This is a genomic window from Mucilaginibacter sp. GW822-FHT03E02 (assembly GCF_058801545.1).
Map to the genome: position 1 here is coordinate 83,115 of NZ_JBXANJ010000004.1, position 17,589 is coordinate 100,703.

The 17,589-nt window shown below is 43.6% G+C and carries 12 protein-coding genes; 8 read left to right on the forward strand and 4 right to left on the reverse strand.

Going from position 1 to position 17,589, the window contains the following annotated elements; all coding sequences use genetic code 11:
- The first annotated feature begins 26 nt into the window (after nucleotides 1–26).
- Both AC1RM2_RS34070 and AC1RM2_RS34075 read left to right on the forward strand, forming a co-directional pair.
- On the forward strand, nucleotides 27–887 hold the full coding sequence (locus AC1RM2_RS34070) for a sugar phosphate isomerase/epimerase family protein (protein WP_492989575.1): 861 nt from the start codon (nucleotides 27–29) through the stop codon (nucleotides 885–887).
- 3 nt (nucleotides 888–890) lie between these two features.
- Nucleotides 891–1,832 (forward strand): sugar phosphate isomerase/epimerase family protein, encoded by a 942-nt coding sequence (locus AC1RM2_RS34075; RefSeq protein WP_492989576.1) that lies wholly within the window; start codon nucleotides 891–893, stop codon nucleotides 1,830–1,832.
- Nucleotides 1,833–2,080: 248 nt separating this feature from the next.
- Here AC1RM2_RS34075 and AC1RM2_RS34080 read toward each other — a convergent pair whose 3' ends face one another.
- From AC1RM2_RS34080 to AC1RM2_RS34095, 4 genes are all read right to left on the reverse strand, one after another.
- Nucleotides 2,081–2,599, reverse strand: a complete 519-nt coding sequence (locus tag AC1RM2_RS34080; protein ID WP_492989577.1) for a DinB family protein — start codon at nucleotides 2,597–2,599, stop codon at nucleotides 2,081–2,083.
- Between the two features lie 101 nt (nucleotides 2,600–2,700).
- Entirely contained in the window at nucleotides 2,701–4,596 is a 1,896-nt protein-coding gene (locus AC1RM2_RS34085; protein ID WP_492989578.1) for an AAA domain-containing protein, read from the reverse strand.
- A 267-nt stretch (nucleotides 4,597–4,863) separates the two neighbouring features.
- Nucleotides 4,864–5,445 carry a TetR/AcrR family transcriptional regulator gene (locus AC1RM2_RS34090; RefSeq protein WP_492989579.1) on the reverse strand — a complete coding sequence of 194 codons (582 nt, stop codon included), beginning with the start codon at nucleotides 5,443–5,445 and terminating at the stop codon, nucleotides 4,864–4,866.
- A 74-nt stretch (nucleotides 5,446–5,519) separates the two neighbouring features.
- Nucleotides 5,520–6,275 carry a glucose 1-dehydrogenase gene (locus AC1RM2_RS34095; protein ID WP_492989580.1) on the reverse strand — a complete coding sequence of 252 codons (756 nt, stop codon included), beginning with the start codon at nucleotides 6,273–6,275 and terminating at the stop codon, nucleotides 5,520–5,522.
- 187 nt (nucleotides 6,276–6,462) lie between these two features.
- On the opposite strand from AC1RM2_RS34095, the gene AC1RM2_RS34100 reads away from it, so the two are divergent.
- From AC1RM2_RS34100 to AC1RM2_RS34125, 6 genes are all read left to right on the forward strand, one after another.
- Complete coding sequence (locus tag AC1RM2_RS34100) at nucleotides 6,463–6,975, forward strand: endonuclease V (protein WP_492989581.1); 513 nt, start codon at nucleotides 6,463–6,465, stop codon at nucleotides 6,973–6,975.
- Nucleotides 6,976–6,977: 2 nt separating this feature from the next.
- Nucleotides 6,978–7,787: a hypothetical protein gene (locus AC1RM2_RS34105; RefSeq protein WP_492989582.1), complete on the forward strand. Its 810-nt coding sequence runs from the start codon at nucleotides 6,978–6,980 to the stop codon at nucleotides 7,785–7,787.
- Nucleotides 7,788–8,942: 1,155 nt separating this feature from the next.
- Nucleotides 8,943–10,679 carry a phospho-sugar mutase gene (locus tag AC1RM2_RS34110; RefSeq protein WP_492989583.1) on the forward strand — a complete coding sequence of 579 codons (1,737 nt, stop codon included), beginning with the start codon at nucleotides 8,943–8,945 and terminating at the stop codon, nucleotides 10,677–10,679.
- Nucleotides 10,680–11,380: 701 nt separating this feature from the next.
- On the forward strand, nucleotides 11,381–13,774 hold the full coding sequence (locus AC1RM2_RS34115; protein WP_492989584.1) for an ABC transporter permease: 2,394 nt from the start codon (nucleotides 11,381–11,383) through the stop codon (nucleotides 13,772–13,774).
- Between the two features lie 155 nt (nucleotides 13,775–13,929).
- Nucleotides 13,930–16,335 carry an ABC transporter permease gene (locus AC1RM2_RS34120; protein WP_492989585.1) on the forward strand — a complete coding sequence of 802 codons (2,406 nt, stop codon included), beginning with the start codon at nucleotides 13,930–13,932 and terminating at the stop codon, nucleotides 16,333–16,335.
- A gap of 210 nt (nucleotides 16,336–16,545) precedes the next feature.
- Nucleotides 16,546–17,589: ABC transporter permease (locus tag AC1RM2_RS34125; RefSeq protein ID WP_492989586.1), on the forward strand; the 1,044-nt coding region annotated here is incomplete at its 3' end.

Here is a 17,589-nt window from a genome sequence, read left to right on the forward strand (position 1 = left end):
AGGGGGCTAACACTTATAATTAATATATGAAAACATCACAAGTAATAATAAATGCCTGCCTGGGCTTAAGCTTATTGGCTTCCAATACGTTTGCACAAAGCGGCAAGCCGGTTTTTATTGGTAAAATAGGCGTGCAAGCTTACACTTTCCGTAGCAGTATGCCCAAAGCTACGATATCCGTACTGGATACCATTAAAGCAATGGGTATAACCGAACTGGAAGGACAGGAACCCAAGGGCATGACGCCCGAAGCTTTCCGTAAGCTTTGTAACGAAAGAGGAATTAGCATCCCATCGATAGGAGCGGGATATGATGATATAGTAAAAAGCCCGGCCCAGGTGGTGAAACAGGCTAAAGCGTTAGGAGCCAAATATGTGATGGTAGCCTGGATTCCGCATGGTAAGGAGTTTAACCTGGAAGATGCCAAAAAAGCCGTTACTGATTTTAATACGGTTGGCAAATACCTTGCAGAAGCCGGGATTACATTTTGCTACCACAACCATGGGTATGAGTTTGGCCCTTACGAGGACGGAACCCTGTTTGATTATATCGCTAAAAATACCGACCCAAAGTATGTATCATTCGAGATCGACCTGTTGTGGTCGTTCCACGGCGGGCAGGACCCGGCTAAGCTGATTGAAAAATATCCAACCCGCATTAAACTGATGCACCTGAAGGATATCCGCAAAGGCGTAGCCAATGACCTTACCGGAGGTACCGATACCAAAAACGACGTAGCCCTGGGCACCGGCCAGATTGATATCCCGGCCGTACTTAAGGCAGCAAGGAAAGCGGGCGTAAGGCATTATTTTATTGAGGATGAAAGCCCATCGTATGCCACGCAAATTCCTGTTACCATTGAATACATTAAAGGTTTAAAATACTAACATATGAACGCGGCATTAAACAGGCGGCAGGCGCTAAAAACAATTGGCTTAGCAACGGGTGCCGCGGTGTTGAGCGGCCCGGTTTCGGCGGCTATCAAGGTGGATAAGAGGCCAGGTAACGGTTTTATATATTCGCTGAATATGAGCACCATCCGAGGCCATAACCTGGGCTTTGTAAAAGAGCTGGAGGTTGCGGCTAAGGCCGGCTTCACGTCTGTAGAGATCTGGCTGGATACGCTGGATACTTACCTGCAGGGCGGCGGTACTATTACCGAGGCCAAAAAAATCATCGACGGGCTTGGCCTTAAGGTAGAGGATGCCATAGGCTTTGCGCCCTGGATCGCAGATGACAACACTATCCGTGCCAAAGCCCTGACCGACCTGCAAGCGGATATGGACCTGCTGGCCAAATTAGGCTGCCCGCGAATAGCAGCGCCACCGGCAGGCGGCACAAAGGAGCCGATAAGTCTTGACACCATTACAGAACGCTACGCAACTATCCTGAAAATGGGTAAACAAAGCGGGGTTATCCCGCAGCTGGAAATGTGGGGTGCATCGGTAAACCTGAAGCATGTAAGTGATGTGTTATATGTAATATCATCCTTAGGTGATGCCGATGCCAGGGTGTTGTTGGATGTATTCCACTTTTTTAAAGGAGGATCGCCTGTTGAGAGCCTGAATTTTGTGGGCAAACAGGCGCTGGATATTATACACATAAACGACTACCCGGCCGGAATTACACCTGCCCAAATCTCGGAACCCGACAGGATTTACGTAGGTGATGGCATAGCGCCCGTAAAACAGATATTACAATTGGCCAAACACCCCGATAAACCATTGGTGATATCCTTTGAAGTATTTAACAAAAGCTACTACGCGCAGGATGCTTTAAAAGTGGCTAAAACGGCGTTGGAGAAGATGAAAGCCGTTACGGCGGGGATGTGATATGGGGCGAGCCTTAGCCAGCGTTCAAAGCTAATGTCCTTCGTACCCACCCATGGCACGTGATAAATAACCCCCTTTGTCATCCTGAGCGATAGCGAAGGATCTATTGTACGCCATGCATAACCGCCAACAAAGTTCGCGAATAGATCCTTCGTACCTCAGGATGACAGGGTTTTTATTTTAATTGTCATGCCTACTTTAGAATTTTCGCGAAAAAAGCAACTCAACATGACAGGAAAGTAGTGCGCTCACACCCCGTACCTCTCCCTCAAAAGATTACGATGATGTACATTGTGCCCAAACACCATCCATCCCACACTCCTTGCTGTATAGACCGGGGTTTGGTCGAATTTGAAATCAAGCATGGCATGGGTCATGTGTTTGTAAAGGCTGATGGTAGCCTCCCTGATGGTTATGAATTCTTCGGCTATATCTGTCAAAGTGCGGTTATGGGCGTTAAAATTCTTGTTGTAATCTGCGCCCTGCGGTAACTCCAGTATGGCGTTTACCTGCCTTGTACAGCAAAATGCCTTATAGGCGTAATACCTTTCATCATCGTTTAAGTGGATAAAAACCTGTTTTACTGTCCATTTACCCTCGGCATAACTGTAATTTTCGGCGGTTGCCGGAATCGACCTGATCAAGTCAATTGTTTGCTGTTTGTTAACCTCCAATGCTTCGATGAGGTCATCGCCTTTGGCTAAATCGAAAAAATAGGGGTACCAGGATGGTGCATCTTCCTGGTACGGGCGGCCAATTTTTATCATCGTCTGTCAATAGCTTTTTTCTTTAGTATAAAGATACTGCATGTAACTGATTTCAATGATCCGCATAACCGACCAATTTAAGGGCGATATGCGACAGTCTTCTAATCTCCCGCGTACTCCCAGGCACTTTGGTAGCCGCCCAGTTTTTCGGCATATGCTACAAAATCAGCGTAAAATTTTAAACGGGTTAGGGTGGCGCTATCGCCTATAACTACCAATTTTTTACGGGCGCGGGTCATGGCTACGTTCATGCGGCGGATATCCGAAAGGAAACCTATCTCGCCATTAGCATTGCTGCGCACCAGGCTGATGTAAACTACATCCCGTTCCTGTCCCTGGAAACTGTCGATGGTGTTAACGGAGATATTATCGATATACGGTAACAGCTCCGGGTTGGCTTGTAATTGCTCGTTCAGTACCCTGATCTGCTCTTTATAAGGCGATATAATGGCTACCGACGGGGATTTTTCGGTCGGGTCAATCTCACTTACCAGCCGGTTCAGATGTTTAAATAGCAGTACCGCTTCATCCGGGTTGTAGGTACTGGTGCCGGCTGTTTGCTCTTCAAAGCCGGCACCGGCGGTATCGATAAAAGTAACCGGTGTATCGCCAGCAAACAATAATCGTGTTGCTACAGTGGCATGGGCCTTTAACTGATTGCCGTAAAATTCACGGGATGAGAAGCCCATGATGGACTCGTTCATGCGGTATTGCTCATTCAGCAAAACAACAGCTTCGGGATGCAGGGCAACGCATTTCTCTAACAAAGTAGTGCTCAAACCCGCGCGGGCGGCATCATTTGATTTAATGGTAGGAGGGAGCTGCAGGTGGTCGCCGGCCAAAATTACTTTCTGCGCTTTCAGGATAGGGATCCAGCATGCGGGTTCAAGTGCCTGACCGGCTTCGTCAATAACCACTGTATCAAATTTTACCTCGCGGATGGTATAGTGGTTTGAGCCGACAAGGGTGGCGGTTATTACCTGCGCTTTGCTCACCAGGTCGTCGATGATGTGCTGCTCGGTATTCGCCACATCTTTCATGATCTTGTGCGCCTCGTTAAACAGGGCCTTGCGCTGGTCGCGTTCCGATTTGCCGAAGCTGCGCTTGTACTTGTGCGCCATATCCTTATAAGCACTGGCCTGTTTTTTTAACGTGCGGATGAGTTTATTATCCGCGTGGCCGGCCATTTTGCTATCAAGCGTTAATGAAACCAGTTTTTCGGATACCCGGTTGGGGTTGCCTATTCTTAAAACGTTTAAACCTTCGTCGGCCAGTTTTTCGCTCAGGAGGTCAACAGCGGTGTTGCTTGGAGCCACCACTAAAATTTGTTTGCTGGTTTGTTTTGCTAACAAACAAATGGCCTGCACCAGTGTGGTGGTTTTACCTGTGCCCGGCGGGCCGTGAATTATAGCCAGATCCTGCGCGGCTACTATTTTGTTTACCGCCGCCAGCTGGGATGTATTTAAACGGGAAATATTTAAAGGCTGGGCAGGGTCGGCAAAAACAGGGGAGGTTTTACCGCTGAGGATATTTACCAAACGGCCTTCCTTTTTTTCGCCTAAGGCCGATGCCTGTTTAATGGCCTTGAACATTTCATCGTAACTGTTATTATCAAACAGCAAGTCGATACCCAGCTTGCCGTCTCGGGCCCAATCGGGCAGCTCATCGGTATATAGAGTAATCTTTAGCCTGTTGCCACCCTGGTAGGTTACGGTGCCCTCCACGCGATCTTTTTGCGGATCGTGATTGCTGAATAAGGCGGCGGGTATTCCAAAGCGTAACTGGTGCGATATATCCTGATGGGTGGTGCGTTCCACCTCAACATTGATATAATCTCCCCGGCCGGGCTCGGTATTCCTGATGGCGATAGGGTACCAGGTAAGGCCCTGAGCACGACGATCGGCGGCAGATGTGTTTTCGGTAAGTTTAAGGTAGGTGCTGCGGTCTTCTTCTTTCTCTTTGTTCAGCAGATCGAGCAGCTTTTTAAAATAATCCATTGAGGGCAAAGGTAGTAATAAAGCTAAAAGCTTAAGGCGGTAGGCAGAAAGCCATAAGGAAGTGCAAAAGCAGCAGGTGTACCATTCCCTCTTCCGGGAACTGCTTTGTATACACACCTTTTAGATTTTGAATACTATCCAAAAGTGTTGCGTTGCGCAACAGGTGAAACAGTTAAAAAATACATCTCGCTAACAATCACCAAATTACGAATTGTTATAAAATAAAAACCGCAACAAAACCGCAACAGCTTGTGGAAATCATATTTCTTAGCGCAAAGCCGATAAAGCGACCCGTACCACATCTTCCAACACGCTCATGTCGGCGCCGCTCCGGGCAGATACCCTGAGGCCGGCAATAGTGCTAAAAATAAACCGTGCGGCAGCTTTGGGATGCAAATAGGTATTAAACTGGCCTTCGTGCTGGCCTTTCTCCATAATTTTGGTCAGGGCATCTTCTACACTCTGGTTGTTTTCAGCAACCAGGCCGGCGATGTCTTTATCATGGGGAGACAACTCGACTGCCGTATTCACCATAAAGCAGCCTTTAGCCAGCGTATCTTCTTCGCTCTCGCGGATAACGCCGTAAAGTATTTGTTTAATGGCTTCTTCCGCGTCGCCGGCATTATTGAGCAGGGTAAGTACCGCGCCGGTGTTTTTAACCTGGTACTGCCGCAAAGCCTTGGTAAACAGTGTTTTTTTATCGGTATAGGTATTGTAAATACTTGAGCGGCTAATGCCCAGTCCGTCTACCAAATCCTGGGCAGATGTTGCATGGTACCCTTTGTCCCAAAACAAATCAACAGCTTTACCAAGCAGTTCATCCTCGTCAAAATCTTTATTCCTGGCCATAATTCAAATTGTAATAATACAAAAACCTATTTGGAGCATTCATTCCAAATAGGTGCGGGTTTTTAATTTTTTTATTAATACATAATGGCATTAACAGTTAAGCCACCATCAACAGTAAGTTCCGTACCGGTTATAAATGAGGCATCATCAGAAGCCAGGAACCTTACTGCGTTTGCAATTTCTTCTGATTTGCCAAAACGATTAAGCAAAATCCTTTGACTTAAAACAGATCCAAAGCCGCTAACCTGTTCTTCAGTTAAGCCAAGTTTGCTATAAAGCGGGGTTTCAACCGGGCCTGGAGATACGGAGTTAACACGGATTTTACGGGAGGCTAATTCGCGGGCAAATACCTTAGTGAATGATAACAAAGCTGCTTTGCTTGCTGCATATACACTGCTATCGGGGGCACCCAATGATGCGTTAACTGATGCGTTGAATATGATAGAACCGCCATCATTTAAAATAAGCAGAAATTTTTGAACGGTGAAATACACGCCTTTTACATTCAGGTTCATCATGGTATCATAATGTTCTTCGGTTGCAACTTCCATCGGGCTGAATAAGGCTACACCTGCATTAAGGAATAGGATATCAACCTTACCAAACTGCGCTTTTACCTGGGCAACCAGGCTATCTATCTGGTCTAACTTGGCCTGATCGGATACTATACCTGTTACGCCCAGTTCTTCGGCTGCTTTGCTTACTGCCGTGGCGTTACGCCCGGTAATAACAACCTGTGCACCTTTGGCGGCCAATTCTTTTGCAGTGGCATATCCTATGCCGCTGTTACCACCTGTAACTACGGCTACTTTGTTTGTTAAATTGCTCATTGTTTTATTTTTTAATAATTGTTTTTTGTTTGATGACTCAAAGGTAATACAATTGGAACGATCGTTCCAAATAAAAATAACGTTTTTGTTGATGATTACATTTTGATTACAAAATAGGGGCGGGCATTGGTATTCGAGGTGCTATTACAGGTGTTGGCAATCGACGGGTAAATGTTATTTTTGCCTGATGCTGTTAGCCTTTGATTCTTACTATTACGCCGATAAGGCTAAAACAGTTTGTTTTGTGTTTGAAAGCTGGATAAGTGTTGAGCCTAAAGATGTAATAATCGAAACAACTAATTCTGAAGCTGTTTATCAATCGGGCGAGTTTTATAAAAGAGAACTGCCATGTATATTAAATGCACTCAAAAAGGTTGACTTGACTGATATTGATGCCATAATTATTGACGGCTTTGTTGTGCTGGACGATTTTGGGAAATTGGGGTTGGGCGGCTATTTATATGAGGAAATGAAGAAAAGCATCCCAATAATTGGGATTGCAAAAAACGATTATAAGAGCCTAATACACAATAAAAGAGTTGTAATAAGAGGAGAGAGCACTAAACCATTGTATATAACATCACTGGGTACGAATATTGATGCCGCAGCGGCCTATGTTAAGGTAATGGCTGGAGAATACAGGATTCCGAGCCTGTTAAAACAGCTTGATATTCTAACTAAAAAAGATTTAGTCATTTAGTAATGAACAATTCGTTTACAGAACTTCAAGATGCTGAAGAGGAATTAAAAGCTTTTTTGCAATCTCTTAATTCACGCCAGGTGGACCTTATTAAGCGTGAGCATTATAAATATGTGTATTCAAAACGTGTTAAAACCCCGGCTTCCGTATTGGATGTTTTTGAAGGGGCTCATAATGTAAAATTGCCTAAAGATTTTCGTTATTATTTGGAAGATATTGGCACTCAGGGAATCTACTATTTTAATCATGCCAGTTTTTTATACTGGTTAAAGTTGGCCGACCCGACATCAGCTTATGAAAGCCCGATAGAGGTTTTTTTAACTGCCAAATTTGTAGAGTTATTGGTAGCCGAAGGCTTTAGTGTAGAAGAAATTGAAGAATGTGGTTATGACCATATAACTAAAACGTTCTGGAATGCAAAAATTGGAGAAATCTATCGGACCCAAGAGAACAAAGAGTATTTATTGACCTTTGCATTGATACTTGAACAAGGTGGCTGTGGTGCATTTGTATACCTTATACTTAATGGTCTTGATGCTGGGAAAATTGTTTATGACCAGGGACCTACTTATAACGACATCGTAATTGGAGACACAGAAATTAGTGTTTTTGGGTATATTATTCGGAATGAGAATATTTTTGAGCTTTTAACACATTATGTAAAAAATACTATTATACGTTTGAACAAGATGATTGGTGATTCAAGTATCAATGAAAGCTTGAACAGCAGAACCGATGATATTAACATTAATCAATCCACAAAAAAAGCCCCGGGGTTTCTCCGGAGGCTATATGATTTATTTAAAGCTTAGCGCTTCTCTTGAGCGTAGCGAAAAATCTTGAACGCCCTGGATTCCGATGGCTTGTCACGATGCAGAGCGTACAAGATTTCTCTTTCGCTCTCCCGCACAACCCCACACATGCTCTATCGAATGACAACCGTTTTTGTTTAGTGATACCGGCGTATATCAATCATAGTTGATTGTTGGATTTACCACTTTTGTTTATCGTTTGCCAAACCTTTCAATTACAGCTGATATTTCCCTTTAAAACAATAAACAAAGCGGGTATATAAAAGAAGGTAAATTCCTGATATATAAGTGATTGCAGCAGATAGTTGAACTTATAAATAAAACATGTCCTGGCATCCAGGTATTTATGATCGATGGCTGTTTCATTAGATAGCTAACCGGCTGTAAATCTGTTGACTTGTTTAATCATATCAGGTGATAAAACAGCTGCTTGTACAGTTGCATTAGTTAATATACATCAGTTCTTGAGGTGCACCTGGCGAACGGCCTGGCAAATCCATACCGATATTTTCATGAATTAATCAGGCTGGGGAAGGGGAATTCGTATATCGATGGAGAATTTCGCTTTCCCAAGCATGTATTTAAGCAGATATAGAGCTGATTGCACTTACTGTGGCTTTGATATAGATGGTAAAGAGTGTTATTTCTTGTATAAAGTAATAGATTATATGGTAATCTCAATATGTTGAATATGAAATAGTTATTATATATATACTTTGTTTAAAAGCTCACGATATTCCGACGATTTTCTCCTTGTTTAATTTAAATTCCAGCCAACCATGCAAAGTTAAAGCCGTTTAACTTTCTGATAAATGGAGGCAATGTTGAGCCTCATGGTATTTGCCAGCGTGCGGATGCCGTGCCCAAGGGGTACATGTTTTATCGTAGCTTGAGTTAGCTTTTACCAGGGATGGCTTGTTTCATTTTGATGCGATAAGATTTGATTCGGGCACACTTGAGAAACTTTAATTGATATACCATCCGAATTAATGTTTTTATAATGAAAGATAATTGCAGAAAATATTACATTTATCGGCGTAACATTATGAATAATTTTAAACGACAGATTTTTTTGATGTTGATTTAAAAACACATTTTATTACCATATTTGTTACAACCACTGGTTAACCCAATCATCTATTAAATACTATACTAATGCAGGACTTAGACCCATCCATCCTAAAAAAAGTAAACACCTGGCTCGAAGGAAATTACGACGCTGATGTTAAACAAGAAATTCAAACGTTATTAGATAATAAAGCATATACCGAGTTAACAGACTCGTTTTACCGCGACCTGGAATTTGGTACCGGTGGCTTGCGTGGTACTATGGGCCCTGGCTCAAACCGCATTAATAAGTACACCATTGGTGCTGCTACCCAGGGCCTGGCCAATTATTTGAAAAAAACCTACCCGGGCGAAAAAGTTAAAGTTGCCATAGCACACGATAGCCGCAACAACGCCGACTTGTTTTCGAACATTACGGCTGAAGTGTTTTCGGCCAATGATATCCATGTGTATTTTTTTAAGGCCTTGCGCCCAACGCCCGAGCTTTCTTTTGCCGTGCGCCACTTCGGTTGCAAAAGCGGGGTAATGCTTACCGCTTCGCATAACCCTAAAGAGTACAACGGTTACAAAGCGTATGGTGCCGATGGCGGGCAGTTTGTATCGCCGCATGATAAAGCGGTGATGGACGAAGTGGCAAAAATTGCCATCGTTGATGAAATCAAATTCAACCGTGTTGACGCCAACATAGAGGAAATAGGTGAGGAAGTTGATGAACTTTACTTAGAAGGGATCACTAAATTATCGATCTCGCCCGAGGCCATAAATCGCCAAAAAGATTTAAAAATTGTTTACTCGCCAATACATGGTACAGGTATTACCTTGGTGCCGCAAGCTTTAAAACGCTTTGGTTTTGAGAATGTCATACTGGTGGATGAACAAACTACACCCGATGGAAATTTCCCTACGGTAGTGTATCCAAACCCCGAAGAAAAAGAAGCTTTAACCCTGGCCTTAAAAAAAGCACAGGAAACCGATGCCGATTTAGTGTTAGCAACCGACCCCGATGCCGACCGTGTAGGGATAGCCGTAAAAAACACCGATAACGAATTTATATTGCTTAACGGTAACCAAACCGGCTGTATGCTTATTAACTACCTGCTTAGCGCATGGGAAGATAAAGGCAAACTTACAGGCAACGAGTACATTGTTAAAACCATTGTAACATCAAACCTGATTGATGCCATAGCCAAAGCTAAAAACGTAACCTGCTACAATACACTAACCGGCTTTAAATACATTGGCGAGCTGATGACCCATTTTGAGGGCAAACAAACCTTCATTGGCGGTGGCGAGGAAAGCTACGGTTATTTGATAGGCGAGCTGGTACGCGATAAGGATGCTGTTGTATCAAGTGCCTTTATTGCCGAAATGACTGCCTATTACAAAGACAAAGGCAGCAGCCTGTTTGAAGCCTTGATTGATACTTACGTCCAGTACGGCTTTTACAAAGAGAAGCTGATTTCGATAACCAAGAAAGGTAAAACCGGTGCCGAAGAAATTAAGGCCATGATGGAAACCTTCAGGAAAAATCCGCCGGCTACTTTAGGCGGATCGAAAGTGGTTACTTTAAAGGATTACGAATTCCAGGTAGAAACCGACCTGAACACCAACACTACCAAAGCAATTGAGTTGCCTACATCAGATGTGTTACAGTTTATTACCGAAGATGGAAGCATAATATCTGCCCGTCCTTCAGGTACCGAGCCGAAGATCAAATTTTATTGCAGCGTTAATGGTAAACTGGCCAGCAAGGAAGCTTATGCGGATACCGACAAGCAATTGGAAGCTAAAATTGACGCCATTATGCAGGATTTGGGCGTGTAAGCCCTTCAGCTTTGTGTGCATGGCAAGTTGGAAATCCCGGACTTACGAAGTTTTAAAAACTTCGTAAGTCTTTCGTTGGCTTGTCATTTCTCCTTCAGAATTTCGCGAAATTTTACCACTCAGCACGACAGTTTTTTATTTTTGAATATCATTTTTCCTTCAGAGTTCGCGGATCTTACAATTACATATCCAATTTTCCTGTCATCCTGAGGAACGAAGGATCTGTCAGCTATGCATGACCGATAGAAAAGTTCGCGAATGCTTCGTTCCTACCCATGACATGTTGGAAATAGCCCCTTTGTCATTCTGAACGAAGTGAAGAACAATTTCTTGAACGAAGTGAAAAATCTGTTAACCGACATGCATCGCCGATGGAAAAGTTCGCGAATAGATCCTTCACTACGTTCAGGATGACAGTTCTCTTATTGTATGTCATTTCCCCTTCAGAGTTTCGCGAAATTTTACCACTCAGCATGACAGTTTTTTATTTTTGAACGTCATTCTCCTTTCATAGTCCTCGAATTTCACCACCTCGCCATAACAGCCTTTTTACAATCACATATGTTCGCCTGTGCACGGGCACCGTACGAAAGCGGACGGTTTGTTATTTTTAATTTTTTATAAATTGTTGTTAATCAAGTAATTATGTAATTGGTACGCGTTTTAGTATTTAAGTTGTATAAACGTTAAACATTTGCCTTATGTTGAAAAATTATATAAAAATAGCCTGGCGTAACCTAATCAAACATAAGGTTTTCTCCATTATCAATGTAAGCGGCCTGGCCATTGGCGTGGCAGCGTTTTGGCTTATCAGTTTATACGTTGCCGATGAGTGGAGTTACGACCGATATAATGAAAAATCGGACAGGATTTTCCAGGTAGCCCAGCACGGCAAATGGAACGGCGGCAGTTTTAACCTGGCAGTAACCTCGCCACCCTATGCACAGGCGCTAAAGGCAGACTACCCCGAAGTTGAAGAGGCTGCACGCGTTGATTTGGAGGGCGGCGGCAAAATTGTTTACAACGAAAAGCAAGTTGAGGCCGGTGATATTTCTTTTACCGATAAAAACATCTTTAACGTATTTACCTACCACTTTTTAGCCGGCGACCCTAATACGGCGCTTTTAAAGCCACAATCCATCGTTTTAACCAAAACACTGGCCGAAAAGATCTTTGGCAGTGATATCTCATCCGCTATCGATAAGGTGATCACTTTTGAAGGTGACGTTCAAAATACCGTTACCGCGGTAATTGATGATGTGCCGCAAAACTCTACGTTTAAGTTTAGCGCACTCCGTTCATTCAATGCCGATTATAATGGCAACTGGGGCAACGCAGGTATTTACACCTTCGCGCTGCTAAAAGACCATGACGACGATAAAAAAATAGAAGCACGCTCCGGCGACTTTTATAACAAATACCTGAAACAAAACCTGGCAGGGGTAACCTATAAACTGGAACTATTGCCGCTTACAGCTATACACCTGCATTCCAACCTTGACTACCAGATGGGTAATAATGGCAATGTTGCCTATCTGTATGTTTTTGGCATTGTTGGCCTGCTCATTCTGGCCATTGCGGTTATCAACTACGTTAACCTTACCACGGCACGTTCATCAGTCAGGATCAAAGAGATTGGCACCCGGAAAGTAATCGGCTCGGGCCGGATGCAATTGCTGTACATGTTTTTTACCGAATCAATCCTTCTGGCGGTGCTGGCTACCATTGCAGGTATGGTACTGATACAGGCTACCTTACCCTACGTGAATATCCTATCCGGTAAATCGTTACAGCTTTGGTATTTCGGGGTAACCAAATCGTTGGTGGTATTTGCATTATTCGCTGTAGTTACCGGCGTGGTAAGCGGTGTATACCCGGCTTTGTTCCTTTCGGGCTTTAAAACCATTAGCGCCATGAAGGGGCAGTTGGGTAACCAATCGTCAACCATTCTTTTCCGCAAGGGGCTGGTGGTATTCCAGTTTGTCATCACCATATTGATGATCGTTGGGTCATGCGTAATTTACCAGCAGCTCAATTTCGTGCTGACTAAAGACCTTGGCTTCAACAAATCGCAAATGCTTACGTTCCATATTAGTAACCGCGGCGTGCGGGCTAAAACTGACGAAATTAAAACGCAATTACTGCAAAGCCCTTTGATCCAAAGCGTGGCGGTTGCAGGCAATCCCATCGGTAATAACGATATCGGATCAACCTACTTTAGCATAGGGGCCGACGGTAAAAAAGGCCCGGATAGCAAACTGGTAGAATCACTGGTCATCGATGAGGACTTTTTGCCTGCGATGCAGATAAAAATGGCTGCCGGCCGTAATTTCATGAAAGGCCCTGCCGATACCGCCAACCATTCCATATTGGTTAACGAAACGCTGGTGAAAGAAATGGGCTGGAAAAACCCGGTCGGTGCGCGTGTTCGTAGCGGAGTAGATCATGGGGTGGTTACCTACGCTACCGTAATAGGTGTAATAAAAGATTTTAATACCTACTCTCTGCAGCACAAAATCTTGCCCATGGTGTTAAGCCTTCCATCCGAAACAAAAGATAAAGATAATTTATACGTGCGGCTGGGCCAGGGTAATGTACAGGCAGCTATCAGCTACCTGCAAAAAGTATATGCCCGCTTTGATCCCGAAAATAAAGCAGACTATAACTTTCTTGATCAAAACTTTGCAGCACAATACCAAACAGAGCAAAAGCAAGGCAAGCTGCTGTTTGTATTCACCATATTGGCCATCGGCATAGCTTGCTTAGGCTTGTTCGGGCTAATCACTTTTACAGCCGAGCAAAGGGTTAAGGAAATAGGTATCCGCAAAGTATTAGGCGCCAGTATAACAAGCATCGTAAATCTGCTATCGCAGGATTTAATGAAACTTGTATTATTAGCGGCACTGATAGCATCACCATTAGCCTGGTATAGCATGAGCAAATGGCTGCAAAGCTTTGCTTACCGTATTGAGATACAGTGGTGGGTATTCCTGCTGGCGGGTGTTATAGCCGCTGTAATCGCTTTTTTAACCGTAAGTGCACGATCAATAAGGGCAGCTACAGTTAATCCCGCCAGGAGCCTTAAAAGCGAGTAGTTCATTGGTTCACTGGTTCATTAGTTCATTGGTGCTTGGCGGATTAATTTGCCGACGTTTGCCCCGGTTGCTAATAAACATTGAACCACAGACCAGTGAACTAATAAACATTGCACTAATGAACCAATGAACAAGTGAACTAATGAACCAAATTCATGATAAAAAATTACATTAAAACCGCTTACCGCAGCCTTTGGAAAAACAAAGGCTTTACGGCTATAAATGTGCTGGGGCTGTCTGTTGGCCTTGCTGCATGTTTGCTTATCGTATTATATGTGGCAGATGAATTAAGTTACGACCGCTATAATACCAATGCCGACAGGATTTACCGCATTACAGTAAACGCAAAGTTGAACGGAAGAGAAGGGTCATATGCATCGTCAGAGGCCCCTTTAGCAGCCGCGATGAAAGATTTGCCAGGCATCGAAAAAATGACCCGTTTGATCCCTAACACCGCGCTGTTTTTTTCGCCACAAAAGTTTTCGATTCGTAAGGGGAACGAAAACCTTCAGGAAAAACGTGTTGTGTTTGCCGAGTCGAGCCTGTTTGATGTATTTACTTTACCTATAATTGATGGCAGCGCAACCAATGTTTTAACTGAACCACATACAGCAGTTATCACCGAAAGTACGGCCAAAAAATATTTTAATAAAACCAATGTAGTAGGGCAAACATTAACTATAAATGATACCAGTACCTACAAAATCACTGCTGTAATTAAAGATATACCTGCGGCTTCGCATTTTCATTATGATTTCTTTTTGTCGTTTTCTTCAATGCCCGAAAGCAAGGTAAACTCCTGGGGCTACAGCGGTATGCGTAATTACCTGTTGGTAAAACCGGGCACGAACATTAAAAACCTGGAAACTCAGATCAGGAACATCGAAATCAAAAACTCGATGGCACCGCCGTCAACCTGGACAACCAACGGGAACTATTTGAAAACAGAGTTGAAACCGTTACTTGATATTCACCTGAGATCTGACAGCCAGTACGAACTGGAAAAAAACGGCAGCATTCAGTACGTATATATATTTTCGGTTGTGGCCCTGTTTATTCTGCTGATAGCTTGTGTCAATTTCATGAATCTTTCAACCGCCCGTTCATCAAACCGGGCCAAAGAGGTTGGGGTACGCAAGGTATTAGGCTCGGCGCGCAAATACCTTATCGCCCAGTTTTTAACCGAGTCTATTATGGTTATGCTGGTATCAACTATAACAGCTGTTATTTTAGCCATTGCGCTGATGCCTGTTTTTAACCAGATGGCGGGTAAGCAACTGGCAATAACGTCACAAACGTTAACCTGGCTTTTGCCGGCCTTGCTGATGATTGTTTTGGTAATTGGATCTTTGGCAGGCTCGTATCCGGCATTGTTCCTGTCTGCCTTTCGCCCAATTGAGGTATTGAAGGGGAAAATTGCCAACGGCTTTAAGGGGGGGCTACTTCGCAGTTTTCTGGTAGTATTCCAGTTTTCAATTTCGATATTCCTGATCATAGGCACTATAGTTATCTATAATCAGCTTAATTACATCCACAATAAAAATCTTGGTTTTGATAGGAGCGAGGTGCTGGTGATTAAAAATACCGGTGTACTGGGCAAACAGGCAGCCATATTGAAACAACAACTGAAACAACTGCCCGGTGTGGTAAACGCAACTATGACGGCATTTTTGCCGGTTGGTGACGACAGGAATGTTACAGGTCTGTTTCCCGACCGCGTTATCGATATTAAAAAAGACATGCTATCAGAGTTTTGGCCTGTTGATGAAGATTACATCAGTACCATGGGCATTAAAATGATTGATGGCCGCAACTTTAACAAGCAAATGGCCACCGATACGGCCGCCATTATAGTTAACGAGGCATTTGTGAAGATGTATGGCCAAAAGCAACCGCTTGATAAAACCGTCTACCGCGATACTTATGGTGTACAACCCTATCATATTGTGGGCGTAATGAAAGATTTTAATTTCAATTCGCTGCACGATAAAATTAACCCGGTGGTGTTGTATTATAGCGAAGACAGAGGTGCTATCAGCCTGAGGGTTAAAACGGCAAACATCATGGGCCTCATGAACCAGATAGAAAGCAAATGGAAAGAGCTTTCGCCAAACCAACGTTTCTCCTATTCTTTTATGGACGAAGATTTTGATGCCACCTACAGCTCAGAAAAGCAGATAGGCCAGATCTTTATCTCATTTAGCACCCTGGCCATCCTTATTGCCTGCCTTGGCTTGTTTGGCCTTGCCGCTTACGCAGCCGAGCAGCGCAATAAAGAAATTGGTATACGTAAAGTTTTGGGTGCCAGTGTAACCTCAATAGTTGGCATGTTGTCAAAAGATTTTATAAAGCTGGTATTTGTGGCGATAGTAATAGCCTCGCCATTAGCCTGGCTGACCATGAACAAGTGGCTGCAGGACTTTGCCTACCGTACAAACTTCCAATGGTGGATATTAGCGATAGCAGGTGGAGTAGCCATTTTAATAGCTTTTGTAACCATCAGCTTCCAATCCATCAAAGCCGCGTTAAGCAACCCGGTTAAGAGTTTAAGGAGTGAGTAACTTGTTCATTGGTTCACTGGTTCATTAGTTCATTGGTGCATGGCGGTTTATAGCGAAGGCAGCCACCCGGCGATTAATGAACATTGAGCCGATGAACCAATGAACTAAAAGAATAATGAACTGTGCTACTAATGAACCAGTGAACCAATGAACTAAAATAATTAATGAACTGTGCCACCAATTAACTAATGAACCAATGAACCAAATGAAATGATAAAAAACTACATTAAAACAGCGTTTCGTACGCTCAAGAAAAACCTGGGTTTTACGGCTATTAATGTGTTGGGGCTGGCCCTTGGGCTGGCTACCTGTTTGCTTATTGTTTTTTATGTGGTAGATGAGCTGAGTTACGACAAGTTTAATAAAAAGGCCGACAGGATATATCGCATCAACAACGATATCAAGTTTGGCGGCAACGATCAGTCGTACGCCAGTTCGCCCGCGCCGCTGGCGGCAGCTTTAGTGGCCGATTTGCCCGAAGTAGAGAAAACCGTGCGGCTAATAAACAGGGGAGGCTACAATGTAAAGAAAGGCATCCAGAATATTAAGGAAAACCAGATGCTGTTTGCCGATGCCACACTTTTTGATGTGTTTACATTCCCGATGATGGCCGGCGACCCGCATAAGGCTTTGGTCGACCCGCATACCGTGGTAATTAATGAAACCGTTGCCAGGCGTTATTTTAATGATCCGTTACTGGCGGTTGGCAAAACGCTTACGTTTAACGAGAGCATACTTTATAAAGTAACCGGGGTTATAAAAGATATTCCGAAGCAGTCGCACTTTAATTTCGGTTTCTTTTTATCAATGAGCACCCTTACCGAAAGTAAGGATGATGCCTGGTTCAGCAATAATTTTAACACCTACGTTTTATTGCGTGACGGGGCCGATCCGCAGAAATTTAAAGCCAAACTGCCATTGCTCATGCGTAAGTATGCCGGTCCGCAGTTACAAAGCATATTGCATATTACATTCGACCAGTTTGAAAAAGCCGGTAATAAGTACCAGCTTAATTTAATTGCATTAAAAGACATTCACCTAAAATCAAACGCAGTATCAGAACTTGCACCCAATGGCAATATACTGTACGTATACATTTTTACAGCAGTGGCTATTTTTATATTGCTGATAGCCTGTGTAAACTTTATGAACCTATCTACTGCCCGCTCATCAAACCGGGCGCGCGAGGTTGGGGTACGTAAAGTGCTGGGCTCGCCACGTAAATACCTTATTTTTCAGTTTTTGGCCGAGTCG

Coding starts and splice junctions, on each gene's coding strand:
- AC1RM2_RS34095 (WP_492989580.1), bottom strand. CDS start 6,275: ATGAGCAATTTAACAAACAAAGTAGCCGTAGTTACAGGTGGTAACAGC.
- AC1RM2_RS34085 (WP_492989578.1), bottom strand. CDS start 4,596: ATGGATTATTTTAAAAAGCTGCTCGATCTGCTGAACAAAGAGAAAGAA.
- AC1RM2_RS34090 (WP_492989579.1), bottom strand. CDS start 5,445: ATGGCCAGGAATAAAGATTTTGACGAGGATGAACTGCTTGGTAAAGCT.
- AC1RM2_RS34115 (WP_492989584.1), top strand. CDS start 11,381: ATGTTGAAAAATTATATAAAAATAGCCTGGCGTAACCTAATCAAACAT.
- AC1RM2_RS34070 (WP_492989575.1), top strand. CDS start 27: ATGAAAACATCACAAGTAATAATAAATGCCTGCCTGGGCTTAAGCTTA.
- AC1RM2_RS34120 (WP_492989585.1), top strand. CDS start 13,930: ATGATAAAAAATTACATTAAAACCGCTTACCGCAGCCTTTGGAAAAAC.
- AC1RM2_RS34075 (WP_492989576.1), top strand. CDS start 891: ATGAACGCGGCATTAAACAGGCGGCAGGCGCTAAAAACAATTGGCTTA.
- AC1RM2_RS34110 (WP_492989583.1), top strand. CDS start 8,943: ATGCAGGACTTAGACCCATCCATCCTAAAAAAAGTAAACACCTGGCTC.
- AC1RM2_RS34080 (WP_492989577.1), bottom strand. CDS start 2,599: ATGATAAAAATTGGCCGCCCGTACCAGGAAGATGCACCATCCTGGTAC.
- AC1RM2_RS34100 (WP_492989581.1), top strand. CDS start 6,463: ATGCTGTTAGCCTTTGATTCTTACTATTACGCCGATAAGGCTAAAACA.
- AC1RM2_RS34105 (WP_492989582.1), top strand. CDS start 6,978: ATGAACAATTCGTTTACAGAACTTCAAGATGCTGAAGAGGAATTAAAA.